This is a genomic window from Marinomonas hwangdonensis (assembly GCF_003721245.1).
Lineage (GTDB): Bacteria > Pseudomonadota > Gammaproteobacteria > Pseudomonadales > Marinomonadaceae > Marinomonas > Marinomonas hwangdonensis.
In genome coordinates this window covers 104655-126443 of the sequence record NZ_RIZG01000001.1, presented here as the reverse complement: position 1 = coordinate 126443, position 21789 = coordinate 104655, and the positions used below count along the sequence as shown (strand labels likewise).

18 protein-coding genes are annotated in these 21789 nt (G+C 45.0%); 4 read left to right on the top strand and 14 right to left on the bottom strand.

Going from position 1 to position 21789, the window contains the following annotated elements; genetic code table 11:
* The gene (locus tag EBI00_RS00565) at window positions 1–1512 is read left to right on the top strand and encodes a cobyric acid synthase (RefSeq protein ID WP_123093993.1); all 1512 of its coding nucleotides are present in this window, start codon (window positions 1–3) and stop codon (window positions 1510–1512) included.
* A 76-nt stretch (window positions 1513–1588) separates the two neighbouring features.
* On the opposite strand, the gene EBI00_RS00560 is transcribed toward EBI00_RS00565, so the two are convergent.
* From EBI00_RS00560 to EBI00_RS00535, 6 genes are all read right to left on the bottom strand, one after another.
* The gene (locus tag EBI00_RS00560; protein WP_123093992.1) at window positions 1589–1846 is read right to left on the bottom strand and encodes a DUF2442 domain-containing protein; all 258 of its coding nucleotides are present in this window, start codon (window positions 1844–1846) and stop codon (window positions 1589–1591) included.
* A 9-nt stretch (window positions 1847–1855) separates the two neighbouring features.
* A complete protein-coding gene (locus tag EBI00_RS00555) occupies window positions 1856–2125 on the bottom strand; it encodes a DUF4160 domain-containing protein (protein WP_123093991.1) in 270 nt (89 codons plus the stop codon).
* A gap of 95 nt (window positions 2126–2220) precedes the next feature.
* Window positions 2221–2970, bottom strand: coding sequence for a GGDEF domain-containing protein (locus EBI00_RS00550; protein ID WP_123093990.1), 750 nt, complete (start codon window positions 2968–2970; stop codon window positions 2221–2223).
* Between the two features lie 28 nt (window positions 2971–2998).
* Window positions 2999–3763, bottom strand: a complete 765-nt coding sequence (locus EBI00_RS00545; protein WP_123093989.1) for a sulfite exporter TauE/SafE family protein — start codon at window positions 3761–3763, stop codon at window positions 2999–3001.
* A gap of 99 nt (window positions 3764–3862) precedes the next feature.
* Complete coding sequence (locus EBI00_RS00540; protein WP_123093988.1) at window positions 3863–5221, bottom strand: sigma-54-dependent transcriptional regulator; 1359 nt, start codon at window positions 5219–5221, stop codon at window positions 3863–3865.
* Window positions 5222–5254: 33 nt separating this feature from the next.
* Window positions 5255–7522 carry an ATP-binding protein gene (locus EBI00_RS00535; protein WP_123093987.1) on the bottom strand — a complete coding sequence of 756 codons (2268 nt, stop codon included), beginning with the start codon at window positions 7520–7522 and terminating at the stop codon, window positions 5255–5257.
* A gap of 117 nt (window positions 7523–7639) precedes the next feature.
* Between EBI00_RS00535 and EBI00_RS00530 the strand changes: the two genes are divergently transcribed.
* Entirely contained in the window at window positions 7640–10186 is a 2547-nt protein-coding gene (locus tag EBI00_RS00530; RefSeq protein ID WP_123093986.1) for a bifunctional diguanylate cyclase/phosphodiesterase, read from the top strand.
* A gap of 13 nt (window positions 10187–10199) precedes the next feature.
* Here the strand turns inward: EBI00_RS00530 and epmA are convergent, their stop codons facing one another.
* Genes epmA through EBI00_RS00515 form a run of 3 tightly spaced genes read right to left on the bottom strand, consistent with a single transcriptional unit; the run spans window position 10200 to window position 12750 of the window.
* Complete coding sequence (gene epmA, locus EBI00_RS00525) at window positions 10200–11177, bottom strand: EF-P lysine aminoacylase EpmA (protein ID WP_123093985.1); 978 nt, start codon at window positions 11175–11177, stop codon at window positions 10200–10202.
* A 44-nt stretch (window positions 11178–11221) separates the two neighbouring features.
* Window positions 11222–11863 (bottom strand): LysE family translocator, encoded by a 642-nt coding sequence (locus tag EBI00_RS00520; protein ID WP_123093984.1) that lies wholly within the window; start codon window positions 11861–11863, stop codon window positions 11222–11224.
* Window positions 11839–12750, bottom strand: a complete 912-nt coding sequence (locus EBI00_RS00515; protein ID WP_123093983.1) for an EamA family transporter — start codon at window positions 12748–12750, stop codon at window positions 11839–11841. Before EBI00_RS00515 ends, EBI00_RS00520 begins: the two co-directional genes overlap by 25 nt.
* Window positions 12751–13063: 313 nt before the next feature.
* Here EBI00_RS00515 and EBI00_RS00510 point away from each other — a divergent pair, with 313 nt between their 5' ends.
* On the top strand, window positions 13064–14488 hold the full coding sequence (locus EBI00_RS00510; RefSeq protein ID WP_123093982.1) for an aminotransferase-like domain-containing protein: 1425 nt from the start codon (window positions 13064–13066) through the stop codon (window positions 14486–14488).
* A 112-nt stretch (window positions 14489–14600) separates the two neighbouring features.
* A complete protein-coding gene (locus tag EBI00_RS00505; protein ID WP_123093981.1) occupies window positions 14601–15593 on the top strand; it encodes an NADP-dependent oxidoreductase in 993 nt (330 codons plus the stop codon).
* 96 nt (window positions 15594–15689) lie between these two features.
* Here the strand turns inward: EBI00_RS00505 and EBI00_RS00500 are convergent, their stop codons facing one another.
* The 5 genes from EBI00_RS00500 to EBI00_RS00475 all read right to left on the bottom strand — a co-directional run bounded on the left by EBI00_RS00500 (window position 15690) and on the right by EBI00_RS00475 (window position 21765).
* Complete coding sequence (locus EBI00_RS00500; protein ID WP_123093980.1) at window positions 15690–16418, bottom strand: SDR family oxidoreductase; 729 nt, start codon at window positions 16416–16418, stop codon at window positions 15690–15692.
* Window positions 16419–16557: 139 nt separating this feature from the next.
* Window positions 16558–17928, bottom strand: a complete 1371-nt coding sequence (locus EBI00_RS00495) for an MATE family efflux transporter (protein ID WP_241556909.1) — start codon at window positions 17926–17928, stop codon at window positions 16558–16560.
* Window positions 17929–18150: 222 nt separating this feature from the next.
* A complete protein-coding gene (gene zapE, locus EBI00_RS00490) occupies window positions 18151–19290 on the bottom strand; it encodes a cell division protein ZapE (protein WP_123093979.1) in 1140 nt (379 codons plus the stop codon).
* Between the two features lie 94 nt (window positions 19291–19384).
* Complete coding sequence (locus EBI00_RS00485) at window positions 19385–20605, bottom strand: MFS transporter (protein WP_123093978.1); 1221 nt, start codon at window positions 20603–20605, stop codon at window positions 19385–19387.
* A gap of 755 nt (window positions 20606–21360) precedes the next feature.
* A complete protein-coding gene (locus EBI00_RS00475) occupies window positions 21361–21765 on the bottom strand; it encodes a hypothetical protein (RefSeq protein ID WP_123093976.1) in 405 nt (134 codons plus the stop codon).
* Window positions 21766–21789: the final 24 nt, after the last annotated feature.

Below are 21789 nucleotides of genomic sequence, written 5' to 3'. Positions count from 1 at the left end.
ATGCCAGCCTTTAGTTTAATGGTCCAAGGGACCACATCCGATGCCGGAAAAAGCACCCTAGTAACGGCTTTATGCCGCTTATTTGCCCGCCGAGGCATTCAAGTCGCGCCCTTTAAACCACAAAACATGGCATTGAATAGCGCCGTGACCCAAGATGGCAATGAGATTGGTCGCGCCCAAGCGGTACAAGCTTACGCCGCCGGGCTCGAACCCCACGTCGACATGAACCCTATCTTGCTTAAACCCAATACCGACGTCGGTGCTCAAGTCATCATCCAAGGTAAAGCCGTGGGCAACATGGATGCCGTTGGCTACCATGAATACAAAAGCATCGCCAAAGTGGCGGCGCTGGATTCTTATTACCGTCTTGCCGATCAATATCAGGCTGTACTGATTGAAGGAGCTGGCAGCCCTGCAGAAATTAATCTACGAGCTCGCGATATTGCCAACATGGGCTTTGCTGAAAGTATCGATTGTCCGGTTATTATTATTGCCGACATCGACAAAGGCGGCGTCTTTGCGCATCTGGTTGGCACCTTGGAACTGCTCTGCCCTAGCGAACAAGATCGCGTTATTGGCTTTGTCATCAATCGCTTCCGTGGGGACATTAGCTTGCTGCAATCAGGCTTAGACTGGCTTGAAGAACGCACAGGCAAACCCGTCCTTGGTGTCTTGCCTTATTTAAAAGGCTTCCATCTAGAGTCCGAAGACGCGGTCGCCCACAGTCCCGTCAAAACGGACGCCAACACCAAATTGAACGTGGTTATTCCCGTCATGCCTCGCACCAGTAATCACACAGATTGGGATGCGCTTCGCCTGCACCCTGATGTGCAAGTCACGCTGGTCAAACCAAACCAAGCCATACCGCCTGCCGACCTTGTTATCTTGCCGGGCAGCAAAAGTGTACAGAGTGATTTAGCGTTTTTACGCCAAGAAGGCTGGGAAGCGTATTTGAATACTCATCTGAGATATGGTGGCAAAGTCATGGGCATTTGCGGGGGCTTTCAGATGCTAGGGGACACCTTACTCGACCCCTATGGCTTAGAAAACCAACACGCCAACACCCAAGCCAAAGGCTTTGGTTATATCCCCATGACCACGGTGTTAGAAAAAGAAAAACAACTCAAGCAACGCCAAGGCTATCTGCAAATCGAGACACAACAAGCCCAACTCACGGGCTACGAAATCCACTCCGGCGTATCAAGCTTTTCAACTAACACCAGCATCCGCCACTTTGCTAACTTAGAGAATGGAGAAAATAACGAAAATGGCGAAAAAGAGGGCTATATATCAGAAGATGGTAAGATTATAGGCACCTATTTACACGGTATATTCGACCATCCAGACGCCCTACAAGCCTTACTACACTGGGCTGGCGTCGACCAAGCCGCCGCATTCGACTACGACCAATACCGCGATGCCGAAATCAACCGCCTCGCCGACAGCGCCGAACAACACATCAACATCGACGCGCTTATCGAACAGTGCAAAGCGTTTCAAAAAGCCACATGAGGGCTATTTAGCAAAATAAAGCAAAATTCAACATCTCACAGGGTACTTTGGGCGTTAATAACCAAAATGATGGATTTCAGTAAGTTGGCGCCGAAACAGTTTCGGGGGAACTTAATAAATACAGGGTATCTTTACTGAAGTCCTGCTCGTGAGGCCATTGAACCCCACCAAACGCTACGGAAACCTGTCTAAAATAACTTTCATCTTTTAATTCTTGAAAAATGCCTTTTTCCAAAAAAGGCGACACATCAAACACGCGGACATCATTATTCTCAAACGTAAGCCTGAGAATATAAGAGTTCATTGGTTCAACTGCAGTCACTTTAGGGTTCATAAGGCACACTTATTTAAGGGGGTCTATTTTAAAAACGGATTCGCCATTAATCGCGAGCAGCCAGTCAGCCATCAACTCATCCTTGTGTATTTCAACCCAAGCATCTACAAGTTTTTGCTTCGGTTTAGGTAGAGAACCTTCCAGTACAAATCCCTCTCTGATATCAATAACCGCTTCGCAATCTTGATAGTGCACATGGATATGTGGGCTTTGATGCTTTTGATTATCAAAATAGTACATTCGCACTATGATTCCATAGAACATTGAAATAGTTGGCATAATTGTCTTCCTTGACATAATTAAGCTTCATAACAAATGATACTTTAACATCACAAGCAAAAAGAGGTGATTGTTAAAATTTAGAAAACGGAAACTCATGTGTCAGAAAAATACACGCGGTAACCGTCTCGCCCTGATTTTTTCCTGTCATATAGTGCAAGGTCTGCGTATTTAAACGCATGCTCAATAGAGGATTGGTCGTTGTTTCTATTCATGGATATGCCAATACTGACAGTAGATGAGACCTTTTCTTCCTCCTGCTCAATGAGGCTATCTCTCAGTGCCTGACAAATCTGCTCCGCTAAGTTTTCTGCCTCTTTTTGACTGATATCAGGCAAAAATACGGCGAATTCCTCCCCGCCAAGCCGACCAACGACATTTGGGCTAGGGGCTAACCTTTGCAAAATCGCCCCAAATTCCTCAAGCACTCGATCACCACAAAGATGACCGTAGCGATCATTGACCCTTTTGAAAAAATCCAAATCAAGAACGAAGAACGCGTATTTCTTATTCCAATTCGATTCATCAAGAAGCCAATCACTGGTTTTTTGATAAAAATATCGACGATTATAAACAGACGTTAAGCCGTCTATTTTTGCCAGTCGGCTCATCTTTTTTTCTAAGCGATCTAACTTGTAAAATCCACCGACCAAATGCCAAGACAGCAGAGGAGCAAGATACATGGGGATCAATGTGGCACGAACGACATCTTCAAACCAAGTCGTCTGAAAACCAAACACCTTCGAGATAACCACATTGCCGATAATAGCCAAGATCACAGCAACAAGGGTAATAAGAGCAACTAACCTCGCTCGACCTAGCACTTGAAGTCGTTGTCTTGTCATATTTTTACCCTCTTGTAGAACCTTATCGCTATATGGCGAGTATCTCCACTGACTGCCATATTAATCTTAGCGCCATTAGCGTCAATGCGATATTAAAAATACGCTGAAAATAATGGTCTGACATACGTTTTAGCAATTTAAGGCCAACCCAAGTCCCTAAAGCACCACTCACGATCATGCAGGCTAGTAGTGGCAGCCAAGGCTCTAAAGAGAAACCTGCGACTTCAAACACGGCGATTTTTAAAACATGCTGCAATGACATGGCCATAGCAAACGTCGCGACTGTACGAAAACGGTCGGCGTGAATTTGTTTTATAAAAGCCGCTACCAAAGGACCCGTGGCGCCAGCAAACAGAGTAATAAAGGTAGTGACTCCACCCGCCAAAATGGTCCCCCATGGCCCAAGCACCATTTTGGGTAACTTTGGGCCCCAACACAAATACAAAATAAATAAGGCAATCGTCAAATACATGACCGCAGGCGGTAACGCCACTAATACGAAGCTTCCGATCAGAGCGCCTACTACAGCACCCGGTAAAAAAGCCGCAATTAACCTCCAATCAATGTGTCGCCAGCTCATTGCCGCTCGGCCTGCATTTGACCCCAACTGCGCCACCCCATGCAGCGGAATGATCAACTGCGGCGGCAATACTTGAGCCATTACGCCCAGCAACATGACACCACCCCCAACCCCAAGGCTGGCGGTTAAAAAAGAACCAAGCGCAGAAGCCACCATCAGCAACAGAAAAACCGCTGGGGTCACTTGTTCAAATAACAACAGTGATAACGTCATAGTATGGGCAAGCGGCCTCTGTGCAAAAAACGCCTTGGCGTTTGTATGTAGGGATATTTTTCAGTTTTATAGCTTTTCGGTTTTATAGCACACCTGCTGCTACTGTTTGTAAAGTTCTTTGTCTAAACCATACTTACGCATTTTGTCGTACAAGGTTTTACGCGGTAAACCCAGCGCATCCATGGTGCCTTTAATAGAGCCTTTTTGGCGCAGTAGCTCTTGTTCTAACAAGGTTTTTTCAAAACGCTCTACCTGTTCTGGCAATGTCATGACACCGGGATTATTTTCATTGATGATGATTTGGTCAAATTCAAACGATCCCGCCTCTCCCATCAAGACATAACGTTCTGCGAGGTTACGCAACTCACGCACATTGCCGGGCCAATCGTAGCTCAACAAGCTGTGCATCCGCGCAGCGGAAAGCGGTTCAGACTCACGTTTATACTGTGCAATCGCTACCAGGCAAAAATGCTGCCATAACAAGGCAATATCGTCTTTTCGATCGCGTAACGGAGGAATGTCTACTCGAACCACATTTAAACGATAATACAAATCTTCCCGAAAGGTACCCCCTTCGCTCAATTGCTTTAAGTCCACTTTGGTCGCCGCCAAAATACGCAGATCTAGGTCTATTGAGGTATTGGAACCTAAGCGCTCCAGTCGGCGCTCTTCGAGAACCCGCAGCAGCCGAATTTGCATCGACATCGGCATACTTTCGATTTCATCCAAAAACAGCGTACCGCCATTGGCGTGTTCCAGCTTACCAATACGCTGTGCTTTGGCGTCGGTGAAGGCGCCTTTTTCATGGCCAAAGAGCTCAGACTCCATAATAGAATCGGGGACAGCGCCACAGTTTATGGCAACAAAGGTGTGACGGCGGCGCGAGCTGTGCTCATGAATATAGCGCGCCACTAGCTCTTTGCCTGTCCCCGTTTCGCCTTGAATAAGAATATCTGCGCCGGTATCCGCTACATGCAACAGCGCCTGACGCAATCGGTGAATGCCTGGTGTGTTACCGATAATACGTGGGCCGGGGGCATTATGAGCGGCTAACTCTAAACGCAAGTTGCGATTTTCTAGGGTAAGTCGACGCTTTTCTGACGCTCTGCGCACGACTTCTAAAAAGTCTTCATTGGAGAAAGGCTTTTCAATAAAATCGTAAGCGCCATCACGAATGGCACTTACCGCCATGCTGATATCACCGTGGCCGGTTATTAAAATAAACGGAATTTCTGCGTCAATTTTTTTAACCTCTTCAAACAATTCCAAACCACTTTTACCGGGTAAGTTAATGTCGCTAACGATGACACCGGGCCAGTCGAGTGACAACCGCTCCACCACGCCTTGAGCCGTCGCAAACTCAGCTACGTCAAAGTCTTCCAACTGTAGAGTCTGTGATATAGCGATCCGCACCGCGTGTTCATCGTCGATCACAATGACCGGTTTACTCTCTGACATTAAGGTTCCCCCTTCGGGTGTAGAAATAGGTGATTATGTATCTAGCGACTGAAAGCGCGGTAGACTAACACAAAACTCAGCGCCCCCTGCGTCTCTATTATGGGCACTGATGCGCCCTCCCATCGCCTCGACGATACGCTGGCTAATAGACAACCCCAGTCCCAACCCTAAACCAGAAGGCTTAGAGGTAAAAAACGGTTCAAATAAATGCAAGATGGCTTGGTCACTTAACCCCCTTCCAGAGTCATGTACACAAATGGTCACGTGATCCTGAGTGGCTGTCTGCTCAATCTGCACTCTGCGCCGATGATCTGGCGCCTCTAAAATGGCATCGGCTGCATTGGCCAGCAAATTCACTAACACCTGTTCTAAAAATACCATATCACCGTTGACGATAAAGCCTTGGTCTGGAGTAACCACCAGCTCAATACCCACTTCTTTGTAACGTGGGCCCATGATTTTCAGCCCTCCCATGATCGCCGTTTGCACCGCGATTGGCCCCTGCTGTACATCACCCTTGCGGGCAAATACTTTAAAGCGCGCAATAATATCGCCCATGTGCTGACCTAGCTGGCTGATATGCTGCAAATTGGCATGCGCTTGTTGATATTGCCCGCGGTCGAGAAATTTCAAACTATTACCCGCAAAGGCTCTAATGGCGGTTAATGGTTGATTTAACTCATGATTTAAACCGGCACTTAATTGTCCAAGAACGGCCAATTTGGCCGTTTGAATGAGCTCTCGCTGAGTGCCTTTGTGCTCTTCTATTTCTTGACGCAAACGCGTGTTGGCACCCTCAAGTTCATAGGTACGCTCTCGCACTCTCTGTTCTAATTCTAACCGCGCTTCGGTAATTTCTTGTTCATAATGCTTGCGCTCCGTCATATCGTGAAAGGTCACCAGATAGCTTAGTCGGTCTGGCAGCTGCATCTCACATAAAGTCATTTCAACCGGCACAGAAGGCTGATCACCATGGTACAAATACCCCTCCTGTGTCAGCACTCTGCTAGGTTTATGATTTGTGGCGGTCAAAAAACCTTCCCGCGACATCAGGGCTTGCTCTTTGGTATTCTCCGGCATAAACAAGGCGCTCAACGGCTGACCGACCAAAGGCGCCAAGGGTTGCCCTATCAATTGCTCAACAGCAGGATTAAACGACTCGACCTTGTGCTCTTCATCGAGCGTGACCAAGCCTGCTTGCGTGTTCTGAATCACTTCCCGTATATAAGCCTGATTATGACGTGCCATCTCATTGGCGTAAGATCGCTCTCGCAGCATTTTTCTGCGTAAAACGGCCAAACCGAATAACAGAACGGTGATGGTAACCCCGCCTGCAAAAATGGTTCGCCATAGGGATATTTCTTCCTCTATGGTCTTCAGTGGCGTAAACGTGGCGACCTTAAAGTCCAATAGCTGAATCGGACGGTTCATCTTTAAGTACGATTGACGCGGCCCCTCTCCACTGTCTTGAGAAGCATTTTCCAACACGGTGACAATCTGTGAACCATCAGCAAATGGGGTTTGTTGATACACGGTAAGTTTTTCAATACGTTGACCAAAGTAACGCTGAGAGTCAGCGATACGCTGTAGATCTGCACTCGACAGCTCACCGAGCACTCGATATAACCAGCTGGCTTTGGAACTACTAAAAACAATGTTGTCAGGATCTAACAGTAAAAATTCATAACGTTGGTTTGCAAAGCGTTTTTCAAACTGCGTAAGGTCGACTTTGACGACAGCGACACCAATCACGTCACCTTGGTCATACACAGGATAGGAGAAATAATACCCCCGTAAATTCGAGGTAGTGCCAAGTGCGTAGTATCGCCCAAGTTGCCCTTCCATGGCATTTTTAAAGTACGGGCGAAAGGCAAAATTGCCACCGATAAAGCTGTTCACATCACGATAATTAGACGCGGCAATCGTCAAACCATCGGTATTTAAAATGTAGCTGTCCGATGCTTCCGTGATACGGTTGATTTGCTCTAACTCACGATTCAACTGCTCAATATCGTCAACTAAACCATTTCGCAGCGCTTTTTTTACCCTATCATTGGACGCCAAGAGTGTGGGCATATGTTGGTACTTTGCTATGGCGCTTTCCAACACGCTAGCAAGCTGACTAAGCTGCTCAGCCGAGTCGACTCTTAACGTCTTAATGCGTTGGTTCTTAAGTGCTTCTCCTCCCTTCCATACCGCCAACACAGTGAGGGTGAAAACCACTAAAGACAACCAAATGTAGTATTTTTTGATACGATTGGTCACAACAATTTTTGCATTAAACTTATTGTTTACACTCAAGTTGGTGTCCTATCATGCTATGATTATTTTGTGCATTGTATTTTTCTATGAACTTAATCAAATTTAACAATGTACCGAGAGAACGTATTTTTTTAACTTCTATCAACTAGGCTAAAAATGCATTCCACTAGTATCCATTGTTCTACGTTCGACGATCTCGCTCAAAGCCTAAAAGGTATAGCGTCGCCCGATTTATTACAACTTTACGGCGCCTTCTCGCGTGAAGAAGCGGAACAATGGGCGGTGTCTCTTTCGGAACATTTTCCTGATGCTTGTCGTATTGGTATGGCAAGCCAACGCCACATATCAAATGGTCACGTTTACCAGCACGGGGCCACCATTATCTTTTCGTATTTTGAAAAAAGTCATTTGGCACATTACAGTGCACCCTACGACAATGACGACCCTGTCGCATCGGGTGAAAAACTCTTCACTCCCTTTTTGAATGCCAATGAAAAAGACCAAGCTAGGGTTTACATTGTTTTAATCGATTCAAAAAGCACGCTCGATGATGCCTTTTTTACTCTAACCAAGCGCAATACCTTGACCATTAGTGGCGGCCGCGCCGGTCTCTTTGATCAAGAACAGAGCTGGGTACTTCATCAAGACACACTATACCAAGATAGGTCGGTCGCCGTAGGCATTATTTGTCCTAAGCTTACCCAACAGCGTGATGTCTTTGTCGACAGCATTGCGATTGGTCGACGCATGCGCATCACTGCCTGTGAGGGCAATATTGTCAAAAAAATTGACCATTTACCTGCACAAAAAGTATATCAACGCTATCTCACCAATGGCGAAAAAATCGACTTATCTGTAGCCAATCAGTTTGCACTCACCACGGTAAACAACAATATTGAAGTCAACGCCATACCACAACAATGGCACAGTGACGGCGCTATCGTCATGAGCGAAGCCTTACCAGAAGGCGCATGGGTAAAGTTTTTATATTTTCATCCTGCACACTCGCTGCATTCTACTCTGCCTAAAATACAAAGTCTTAACGAACAACGCCCAGAAAGCGTCTTGGTATTTAGTTGCATTAGCCGCGAAGACTTCATCAATGGCCAGCCAACGGACAAATTAAATCTGCTTAATCAAGTACGCCCTTTGCACGGCTGCTATTGCTTCGGTGAATTTTTCTCAACACAATTTGGCACCAAGGTCATGCAACACGCCTTAACGTATTTGGCATTAAGCGAAGGACAAAACGAAAGCAAACGCGACATTACGCCCATTCAGGTTCAAAGCGAACATACCTCGTTAGCACCCATGTTCAATTTGATCGACAATGCCTTTCAAGACCTTGAAGAAGAGCACGCTTCAATGTCGATTCACCCTGTAGGCAATCTCAACAGAGACTGGCTTTACGACATTCAAACCGGTTTGCTGAATCGTTTTTCTTTACTGGGTCGACTCAATAATCGACAAGATGTGTATCATCTTGCTGTGCTTCGGATTCGCAATTTTAGATTAATCAACCAGCAATATGGCTATGACGCCGCCGATGATGTTTTTGCGCAACTTACGCAATATTTAAAGCGACGCTTGAGTACCAGCTCGGTCGGTATAGAGTTCACCTGCTATCGCCTTTCCGCCAATGAAATCGCCGTTTCTATCCAAAATGATATTGCGCCGATTAAAATTTACCGCATGTTTCGACAACTGGCTGAAAGCATCGAAAGCCAAGAATTCTCCATAACCAACCAGATTGAACACTGGCTCACATTGAGCTTATCAGTAGGCATTGCCTCGGCGTACGACCAACAAGCACAGCCGCTTTGCGAACAAAGCCATTTACTGATCAAAGCCAGTGAAGCTCGACGTTTTGCTCAAATGAATAACCAGCCCATCTGCTGGAATGGCGACTTATTGGATAACGCCACGCCCGAAGACAATTTGGAATGGATATTAAAAATACGTAAAGCATTAGAAAATGACGACATCCTAGCCTATTTCCAACCCTATTATGACAGCAAAACCGGTAAGGAAATCGGCGCAGAAGCCCTTTTAAGAGCCAGAATTAACGATAAAATCGTTAGCCCTGCCCTGTTTTTAGACTTAATAAAGCAAACTCAGCTCTACGCTAAAGTCACCTTAGTCATGCTGACAAAATGCGAGTACATCCTGAATCATTATCCTAACACTCATGTATCACTCAATTTATCGGTGTTGGATTTCAAGCATTACGCGACATTAAAAGCGCTGCGTCAATTTTTCAAACGCAATCAAGTGAATGGTCGTCTCACGTTAGAAATAACGGAATCCGAATCTATTCAAGATTACGAATGGATCAGTCCGATTATTAATGAATTTAGAGAAGCGGGGGCTTTACTGGCGATTGACGACTTTGGCGCTGGCTACTCAAACTTAGAAAAGCTTGTCGCACTCAGCCCCGATATTCTTAAATTAGACGGCTGCCTTATTAAAACCATAGATAAGGACGAGAAATTGCAAAAGCTGGTGCAAAACATCAATAATCTCGCCCATTCTTTAGGCATTAAAACTCACGCTGAATTCGTTCATAGTGAAGCCGTGATGCAGCAGCTCGTTGATTTAAACATCGACTACTTACAAGGGTACCATTTATCCGAGCCTGTCAGTGAATCTGACTGGCTGGACCAAAAAACAAGCGGATTACCCGAAAATACATGTGAACCATAAGCCCCATATTCACTCACGACCTATTGTGAGCGAAAGGCAGCACCTCAGCGATGTGTGACTTATGACACAGTAACATCAACAAACGATCTACACCTAACGCCACACCCGCACAATCCGGTAAGCCGCTTTCTAACGCGGTGATTAATCGCTCGTCAAATTGTCGATTCGCCAAACGCATTGCCTGACGTGTTGCTTTGTCTTCGGCAAAACGTCTTGCTTGCTCTTTAGCATCGGTCAACTCATGGTAACCATTTGCCAGCTCCATGCCTTGCCAATACAACTCAAAACGGGCTGCGACTTGCTGGCCTTTTTCATCCAAATGCGTTTTAGCAAGTGCTGCTTGAGAAGCAGGATAACTGTGAATAAAACAAGGGACATATTTACCAATAACGGGTTCCACCACACTTGAGAAAAGCAACTCAAGCAGGGTATCGCGATCCTCTTCCTGCAAACCGTATTCCGTATGCTCATGAGCGCATGTTTGCAACTGGAACAATGTCGCGGTGAAAGGATCCAATCCCGTGTGACGTAAAAACGCCATTTGATAACTGAGTCGTTCACACGTTAACGACGCATCATCCAATAACACCGACAGCAGATCTTGGATCTCATCCATCAACTGCCAATGATCAAAACCGACTCGGTACCATTCCAACATAGTAAATTCGATGCTGTGGCGGCGGCCGATATCCTCAGCTCTGAATACTTTACCCAACTGATAAATAGAACCTGAACCCGCGCAAAGTAAGCGTTTCATAGCGAACTCTGGGGAAGTTTGCAGGTAATAAGTCAAGTCTTGGCCTTGGGAGCGTGTCTGGCTGGTTAACACTTCAATATGTGGATCAGTGATACTACCCAGTGACAAACATTGAGTATCCACCTCCATCACCTCGCGCTCATCAAAGAAAGCGCGAATGGCTTTCAGTAACTGCGCGCGTTTTTGCAAGATAGACATATCAGCGCTGGGCTGCCACAAAGAAGCATCGTACATAGCAAACACTCTGAAAAATAAAGCGCATGATAACAAATACGGTGTTACATATTCACTTTACTCAACAATATTTTAATGCCCGCTGCGCCAAACATCAGTGCGAAGGCGGCATCAAAGCCGCGTTTCATTTTAAAATAACCTTGGCGAATGCTTGGATTCGAAAACAACACAGCGTAGCCCAAATTTATGCAGGCACTTTGAATCGTTAATAAGATAATGACGGACAACAAACTTTGCGTAGAAACTGAACTCGGCATCCCCATAGCAAACAACGATCCTAGAAACAAAATCACTTTAGGATTGGTTAAGTGAATGGCCAAACCACGAAAATAAGCCGCGCGTAAAGAGGTTTGTTTTACCTCTTGCGTGGCCAACATTTTGCTCGAATCAGATTTATTCACCATTGCTGAACGACAAGATTTGTACGCTAAAAATAATAAATAGACTGCGCCAACATACCGTAAGCTTTTGAATAGCCAGACATTCGCGTACAACACGGCACCTAAACCAAAGGCTGCCGAACAAGACCAAAATAGCGAGCCTGTGAGTATCCCAGATGCTAACGCTAAACCTTGTACTCGCCCTTGATTCATTGACGTAGATGCAATCGCCAAGGTCGCAGGTCCAGGACTCGCCATAGCAACAAACGCACCAATTAATATCAGGACATAGTGGATTTCTTGCATGAATCACCTCTCAATTTTTTCAAGAAACTCAATTTCGGCATTGCCATTTGCCCGACAAACAAACCTAATAAAATCAGTCCGGTAGCAATGACCTGACTCGTTTCTATTGATTCATCGTAAAACCAATAACCACCTAAGATACCAAACACAGGCACCAGTAACGTCATCGGTGCGACCGTCGAAACGGAATATTTCATTATCATCTTATTCCAGAACCAATATCCCAATAATGTCGTCGGGTAAGCTTGAAACAGAACCGAAAATAACGTCCATTGAGTAAATTGATTCGGCAACTCAGTGATAACTTGCGCCCCTTCAAAAGTAACCGCAAGCAACAACAAAGGCAAAGGTGCAAACAACATTCCCCAGATATTAAAAGCAAAAATAGCTTTGGTATTCGCACGCTTTACAATCAAGCCATTAATACTCCAAAACATTGACGCCATTAACACCAGAACCAACCCTTTACCGGTTACCGAGCCGCCTTCGGCAGACATAATCAATATCAGCCCAAGCAAAGCCAATCCAGCGCCGAGCAACTTATTGCGAGTAATGGTTTCGTTTAAACACAGCCACCCCACCAGCAAACTACTGACGACGCTCATATCCAATAACAAAGACGCCATGCCCGCCGAGACACCTGCACCAATCGATAACGTCGTTAGCCCCCACACGCCGACACCAAAAGACAAACCATAAGCGATCAAATAACGCCACGGCACGTCTGGCTTTTTAATAAAAAATATCAACGGAAACACCGCAAAACTAAATCGTAACGCAGTGAGCACTAAAGGATGAACGCTGTTCACGCCAAGCTTGATCACACTGAAATTCAATCCCCATAACGCCATCAAGGCAAACAGCAGCCCAAAGTCTCGTAGTTTCATTATTCGTTCCTAAATTTTCTAATAGTTGATGAGTGTCACAACATTTCAATGAACGCCGTGTTTCGATGAGGTAGGCGCTAGTTTCGAAAAGAAACATAGCGTTTATTGAAATAGTCCTATCTCAGCACCGCAATAACCTCTCATGTTGAGTCAGTATGGTGATTCCTTAGGTAGGCGTTAGTTTCGAGAAGAAGCGCCACACTGACTCAACATTGGCCCCCAGTATCACTAGAAAACAAAAAAGAACACAGATTCAATTTTTGATAAAAATAAGAGTACAATTCAAAGAAAGGAAATACTTTGGGGGAATGTTATGGCGCTTTACGAAACACTTGCTCAGCATTTTATTGACGACATACAAGCGCAAAGACTCCCTGCGGGAAGCCGTTTGCCAGCGTTACGAACCATGGCGAAGCAACATCAAGTCAGCATGACTACGGCGACTAAAGCCTATGACTACCTTCAACAAACGGGTTGGATTTATGCACAGCCTCAGTCTGGGTACTTCGTTGCCAACCAATTAGAAAGCACCACCTTTCCAAGTCTAAACATCAAAAGTATTGAACAACGGGACCCGAAACGCTTTGCGCCGTTAAATGGTTACAATCCTGCCTCGGCGCTTTTTAGCCCGCTTGGCACATCGATGATCTCACCAGAATTACAACCGAGCGTCGCACTGCAACGCAGCATTAAACGTGTCACCCAAAGAGCGGGAAAACATCTATTTCAATACCCAGAAACACAAGGTGACAAAGGCCTAAGAAGCGCCCTTGCAGAGCATTTTCGTCATGACAATCTCGCCTTTTCAGCAGCCGACTTTGTTATCACCAATGGCTGTATCGATGCTGTAAGACTGGCGATAGAAAGCGTCAGCAAAGCAGGTGACACTATTGCCATTAGTTCACCCTGTTTTAGTGGCTTGCTCGATTTGCTGAGTGCTTTGTCACGTAAAGTGATTGAAATCCCCATTAGCGACCAAGGATTGGATTTAGACCATCTAGAAACCTTGATGCAACAAGGTTTGATAAAAGCCTCGCTGTTTAGCACCTCGAACATGAATCCAAGCGGAATGACGCTGACCGTTGAACAAAAACAAGCTCTAGCGATACTTTCAGCACAATACAAAACACCGATGATAGAAGACGACGTGTATTTCGAGTTGAGCCACCAGAAACAATCAACGCTGCCAGCAAAATATTGGGATAAAGCCGGTTACGTAATTTGGTGTGGTTCATTTTCCAAAACCTTAGCAGCAGGGCTGCGGCTTGGTTGGTGTGTTCCGGGTCGATATTTAACGCCTTATCTCAATCAACATGCCTTAACCAGCTTCGGCGTGAACGGACTTATACAGTCTTGCATGGCGGAATTTATCAACACCGGTGAATATCGCTCTCATGTGAATAAAATACGTACGGTATTGAACCAACACATCCACCATTATCAACAATTTTTGCTCGAGCACTTACCCGCAACAGCGAAAATCAGTGCACCACAAGGCGGCATTGTGCTTTGGGTGCAAATCCCCAGTTTAAATGCTGTGCAGCTTGAAAAAGAAGCCAATAAACAGGGAATCGACATACGCAGCGGCGCTTGTTTTAGTACTCATGATTTTTATCACGATTGCTTCCGCATAAACTGCGGCTGGCCGCTGCAAAATACTGGGGATAAACACAGTACTTATCAACAATTGCTCAGCTTATGCGACATAATCAAAAGTTTGATAGACACTTCGAAATGATAAAAATAAGGCGTTTGCACCTTTACTCCTTTAATCCTAACCTTTAGATCAGCAAAAGCGCCCCAAACTCTCTATGTAACTATTAAGAGAAACATTAAAAGGAATATTTGATATGTCTTACCGTTCCGTAAAACTGATAAAACGTCCTGAATTAGAAATTACCGAAGATGTCTTTAATATTGTTACTCAAGATATCCCAACGCCCGCTGAAGGCGAAGTCTTGGTGAAACTCTCTCACCTTTCTTTAGACCCTGCTATGCGTGGCTGGATGAGCCCTGATGAAAACAGCTACATTCCGCCGGTAAAATTAGGCGACACCATGCGCGCCAGCGGTATCGGTGAAGTGGTTGCATCCAATAATGAAAAATTCCCCGTTGGTGCTCGTGTCATGGGACTTATGGGTCTGACTGAATATGCAATCAGTGATGGCAATGGCTTAAACGTCATTCCAAAAGAATTGCCTGCCGAAGCGATTTTATCTGTTATTGCTCTACCCGGCATTACCGCCTATCACGGTGTGTTTGAAGTATTGAAACCAGAAGCAGATCAAACTCTGATCGTCACAGCAGCGGCAGGATCTGTCGGTTCTCTTGTCGGTCAAATGGCGAAAAACCTTGGCTTAACGGTGGTTGGTGTCGCAGGTTCGGATGAAAAATGCCAATGGCTTACCAAAGAGCTGGGCTTTGATCATGCGATTAATTACAAAGACGCCGATTTTGTTGAGCAACTGACCCAAGCGACACCCAATGGCATTGATCTTTTCTTTGAAAACACCGGTGGCGCGGCACAAGGGCCCATTTTTGAGCGCATGAACCCTCACGGTCGAATTGCGGTATGCGGCCTGATCGCTGACTACCAAACCGCGGAACCCTCCCCTGGGCCAAGCTGGATTGGCATCATCAAGCGCCGCTTGTCTATTCAAGGCTTCACCATGCCGGATCATTTCCATCGAATCCCTGAATACGGTCAAGCACTGGGCGCTATGTTAGGAAAAGGTGAATTAAAATATCGTGCCCACGTGATTGAAGGCATTGAAAGCGCCACCACGGGCATTAACCTGTTATTTGAAGGCAAAAACACCGGCAAATTGATCGTTAAGCTGTAAGCTTCTCGCATCCGGTTTCGTAAAAACGTAAAAGGGAATGACCAAGTAGGTCATTCCCTTTTTCTTTTAGATCAGTGTCATAAGCCGAATAGCGAGTTATAAATCAAATTGTGATGGAAGCATCACCACATCCCGAATCGTCACATGACGAGGACGCGTGAGCATAAAGATTAACGCCTCTGCCACATCGCTGGCATCCATTAAACTGCCTTTTGTCTTGGCCTCTGCTAGCTTTTCTGCAGGCCAATCAGATAACAAAGAGGTAATAACTGGACCAGGAGACACGGAACCAACACGTATACCATGCTGACCCACTTGACGACGTACGGTTTGCACGAAGCAATTCATCGCCCATTTCGACGAGGCATAAACCGGTTCCCAAGGGGTCGGATAATGTCCCGCCAAAGAGCTGGTAACTAATATATCGCCCACGCCTCGTTCCATCATATGCGGCAAAACATCACGTACATTTTTCATCACCACGTTAATGTTTAAATTGAGCATCCGATCTATCGCATCGTTTTCGGCATCAACAAGATCTCCGCCCACATACAAGCCCGCATTAGCGTGAAAAATATCAATGACTTTGGTTTTTGCTAAAATATTAGGGACTAGGGCTGCGCACGCAGCAGGGTCCAATAAATCCACCGCTAAGGTCACTACCGAGTCGCGATGTTTGTCTTGTAAAGCTTGCAGTGCAATCTCGTCGCGATCAACGATAACGACTTTAGCACCTTCCGCAATCATGGCTTCAACACTAGCAAGACCAATTCCCGATGCGCCGCCCGTCACGACGGCGACTTTCCCTGTTAACGTTTGAGACATGTTTTATCCTGCTTATTGTTATTGATAAAAGAAACATTCAGATAACAACACGCTAACACTTCGCACACGGCTAACTCTGCTACTTTTTTGTGCATAACTGATAGGAAACCCACGATAAGAAAAGTATTCCTTCCCCAGGCTAAGCCACTTCTCTGGGTGAACCTATCCGTTTTCCTTCATGCCTAATCAATACCACTTTAAAACGCACGATCAAGATAACTGCAAGCAAGGTCAACCCTGCACCCAAGCCGATATAAAACCCCCGTAAAGAGAGACTTTGCGCCCAAGGACTGTAATGAGACAACCAAAAGCCAAACGGCATACTCAACCCAAACAAAGACACACCAAACGCAATCATCGATGACCGCGTATCACGAAAACCACGCAACGCCCCAGTAAACACCGTTTGCAGCATATCCGGTAATTGGTAACAAGATGATATTAATAAGATGCTCGCCGCTAATGCCGCTACTTCTGGGTCATTGGTGTATATAAAAGGAATCTGTTCATGAAACAACTGAGTAATACTAAAACACACCAAAACATAAGACAGGCCTAACCACACAATAACGCGCAGACGCTTTTTGACGCCTTCTGTGCCTTCTTTCGACATGGCTTTTGCCACCACAATCGCGGTCACCGCGCTCATGGCCATCATGGGTGTAAACAAAAAAGATGTGTAAGACATCACAATCTGCCCGCCACCTAGCGCAATATTACCAAAAGAAGCAATAAGCCAAGTCATTGATGAAAACAGTCCCACCTCAAACGCAAAAGCAAAACCGGCTGGTGCGCCCACATTGAGCAAAATCCAAAATTTACGCGTATAACGCCAAACCAAACGAGTAAATAATGGCTTCTTATTCAGAAAGCGATCGTAGACAAAAAACATCGACACAGCTAAATACAGAGACAACGCCGAAGCCAAAGCCGCCCCTTTTGCGCCCAACTCAGGAAAACCGAACTTTCCATAGATAAGCACATAATTAAACAGCACATTGAGTGCAAGCCCGATACTGGCGACAAACAAGGGAATACCCGGACGACCAGCAGATTCAAACAGGTTTTTGTACACCGTCATTAACGCCAACATAGGCAAAGCTGGCGAAAAAATATACAAATAGGAGATGGTGACTTCCCGTGTCATTGGGTCTGAGGTCATCATATTGACCAAATGCGGCAACACGAACACCACCAGCAAACAGGCCAAAACCCCAAGCACAACCGACAACCCCACCGCTTGTGACATGTACAAGTTGACCAACTTAGGCTGACGTCCATGTAAGTGCCGCGTCACTAACGGCGTTAAACCAAACGTCACCCCTATCAAAAAACACCCCACAGGCAACCATAAGCTAGACGCTAACCCGACTGCGGCTAAATGCAATGCACTGTAATGGCCAAGCATAATGGTATCCACCACACTAATAGACAGCTCTAATGTCATGGTTAACACCATAGGAAACAACAAATGTAGGACTTCTTTCAACACCACAAAACGTTTAAACACACCGCCACCGATTAACTGAGTATGAGCACACAAATAAGAAAAAACGAAAAAACAAAAAAGAACAAATGAAAGAAAAAGCCGCCCATTAAAAGCCAAACCCTCCCAAGTGTCCACCCTACTGAAAACAGAAGACTCTAAAAGCAAAAATCAGTTGATGTGACATGGTCAGGCTCGAAGATTAAAAACGAATTGACTAATGAGAGAGACTTATTCGCCTCTTACTTAGTCAATAAAGCTTGCTCGCAACGTTTGATAATAATGGGATTTCATTTCAATCAAACGACTGTAAGTACGACGAAACTCAAACAACAACGAACCGTTTAAATACAAGCAATCCAAAGGCACTTCAGCGTTTAACAATAGCAATACCTGATGGTCATAACACTCATCCACCAAGCTGATGAAACGACGCACGGCATCGTCATTTACACCTAATGACACCACACGATCACCCGTTTTCCCTGAGCCAATAGCGCTGTCTTCTGTGCCACGAGCCTTGATGTGTTCATAAGGTTCACTGCTCAACTCAGAAATGCCTGTAAGCATAATTAATGGATAAGTGTGCGCCAGCTCAATGTAATCCAGAGATGATCTAGGGCCATCACACAAGGCATAAAAGTCAAACCAAGCAATGTTATCCGCTGACTCAATCACCTTAATAACTCGACGACAAACTTGCAGCGGCTGCTGATTAATTTCTCCCTGTGCCAGCTGCTTAAACAAGACCGACATGTCTTGCTCGTGTTTAACAAAATAAATCGGCGAAAAGCCTGTATGACGTAATCGGTGATCCTCTTCACCACTAAGATGAATGCTATTCAAATGGGCTTGTAACAAGGCAATAGCGGGCGAGAAGCGTTCTTTTTGCAGCTGATTTTGAAACAAGCTTTCTACTGCTATATTCGATGTTGCCACCAGCACCACACCTTCTTCAAACAAGGCTTCAACCAAACCCCGTAGCAGCATAGCATCGCCGATATCAGAGACGAAAAACTCGTCAAAACATAGCACTCGGCACTCCACTGCCAAGCGTTTAGCAATACCTTTTAAAGGATTTTTCTGACCAAAGGCAAGATTCAACTCTCGGTGTAAACGCGCCATAAAATGATGAAAATGCAGCCTTAACGCTATTCCCTCAGGCAAGCAGTGATAGAACAAATCCATCAAAAACGTCTTTCCACGACCCACGTCACCCCAAAGATAGACCCCTTTAATTGGTTCTAGCGCGTCACTATTTGATAGGTTCGACTTTAACAATTGATAAACACGTTCTAGCTCACGTAGCGCAGGCTGTTGGCGCTCATCGAACGTCACCTCATGACGATCTAAACGGACTTGGTACACTTGTAAAGGAGAGGACATAAAAAATCGTTACTAATGATAGAAATGACAGGAAAATATCTAGAAAAATTCATTCTTACCCTTTAAATAACTCCTCAAGGGAAAGAATAAAACCTTAAGCCGCAGTGACACGAAGACGCGCCACAGGGCGCTCGTCAATTAAAATGTGAATCAAAGCCGTAATTAGGGCAATGATGGCAGCAGCCCACCAGACAACATCGTAGGAACCTGTTTTATCATATAAATAGCCGCCCAACCAAACACCACTGAACGAGCCAAGTTGATGACCTAAAAACACTATGCCGTACAATAAACCCATGTAACGCAAACCAAACATTTGTGCTACCAAGCCAGATGTTGGCGGTACGGTGGCCAACCACAGCAATCCAGTCACGATAGAAAAAACATACACGGACATGCTGGTCATTGGCAGCGTCATAAACAAGGCAATAGACAGCGCCCTTAATGCATAAATAATGGTGAGTAACTTTTTCTTAGAATACTTTCCAGCCCAACTACCAGATAACAAACAGCCAAAGATATTAAACAAGCCAATCAGAGCCAAGCTAGCAACAGCAATATTAGGTGAAAAACCTTGATCAGATAAAAACGCTGGCATGTGAACCGTGATAAAAGCCAGCTGAAAACCACAAACAAAAAAGCCAACTACTAAAAGCCAATAATGAGAATAAGCACTGGCTTCGCGTAACGCTTCCTTCATAGTTTGCGCTACATCTGTCGCATTAGAATTAGCATTCATGCCGTCTTTTTCTTGGCGAAATGGGCTAGACAACAACACCATCATCAAGGCACCCAAAGCTAAAAGAAGCAGCGCATTACTCCAACCATAGGCGGCAATAAATTCTTGTGCCACTGGAATAACCAATAGTTGTCCTGCAGATCCTGCCGCGCTGCCTAAGCCCAGTGCAAAGGAACGTTTTTCAGGCGATACCATGCGCGCCATGGCAGGCAATACCACACCAAAGCCGGTTGCTGCGATGCCCATACCCATTAATACGCCAGCGCCCATATTGAGCCCCAGCACACCATCAGCACCCGCCGTTACATACAAACCCAATGCATATAAAGCCGCGCCAATGAACAAGGTTTTCAAGGTGCCGTAACGATCGGCAAAGGCACCAGCAATCGGCTGAAACAATCCCCAACATAAGTTTTGTAATGCCAAAGCAAAAGCAAACACCTCTCGCCCGTAACCAAACTCTTGAGAAATAGGCGCCATAAAAAAGCCCATTGATGAGCGCAAACCAAAGTTCAACGCCAACAAGAGGCAAATTAAAGCAATAGACACACTAAGCAATTTCACTGGACGAGACATGAATTTTTTCCTAACTTCTCATAATACTTACATCCAGATCCAAAACCTCTGGCTTTTAGTCGTTTTTCATCTTTTAGATCTAGAGATCTTTGCGAATCATATATAATTTGGTCCCCTGTCTATCTGAGGATAGCAGGGGACCAAAAATATCAAACTATAATGTCACTGCACAAAACCTTTGTACGGTGACATTATAGTTTGATACAAAAATGAGGCTTTTAAAGGATGTTTGAGGGGTAATGTTTGATAATTTTTAAGCTCCCCTCGATCTAACCACTGACATTAGAGTTTGATATTTTTTAGTAAGTGAAGACTTTTGCCTATCAAGCTAGGCGAGCTTTAAGCCTTTCTCATCTGATCTGCTAGCTAACACATCGTCAACGCCACTTCCTTTCGAATTGATAATATGCACCCTACTTTGGGCTGTGAACTCACCCTTTCTAATCTCTTGATGTAATGTAGTAGCGTCCCTAACAGCTTTATCAAAAGCTGCTTGAATAGCCTTGGCCTTTTCTTTGCTACATTTCACTTACTTAGCACGTGGATACATAAAGAACCTCAGTTAACAATTCGTCCTATCAGTGTACATCAGGTAGCTATGGTACGTCAGCAACTCCACCAACAGAAGGCAAAAGGGTTGAATCAAAGAGTCATACTCGCTAGAACGTTCCTCATTTACTTGTGCAAGGTCAACAGCGAGCTCTACTGCCTTGCGGCTTTTCAAAAACGTTTCCCTGTAAACATATAGAAAATCTTTAGGCGGTAGTTCTTAGCAACTGAGTGTAGCTCTCTATTTGGTCGCCTACTTCAGCATAAGCATTTTCAAGCCTTCTCTGCTCATATACATTCTTTCGAGCAACAGCTCGATCTCGCCAAAAAACTAGGAAGAAGAAAGTAATAACCATCACCCAAAATATTGCTGATTCATAAGAAATAGGTCCATAAGAGTGAGGGTCCAAAAATCTATTCCAGTTACCCAAATGTAAGAAAGGAAAAGAGCCTTTAATTTCAGCAGTGAAAAACGATGCTAACCCACCAGAAAACACACCTAAAATTGCTATACTTGCACTAACCCATACAGACAATGCGTAACTATCAAAATATTTTAATTGAGTGTTGGAAACGCTATCTTTATTTTTTGTTTTTTGATTCATTTGCATTTTATCTGTTCTAAATTGTTTAAA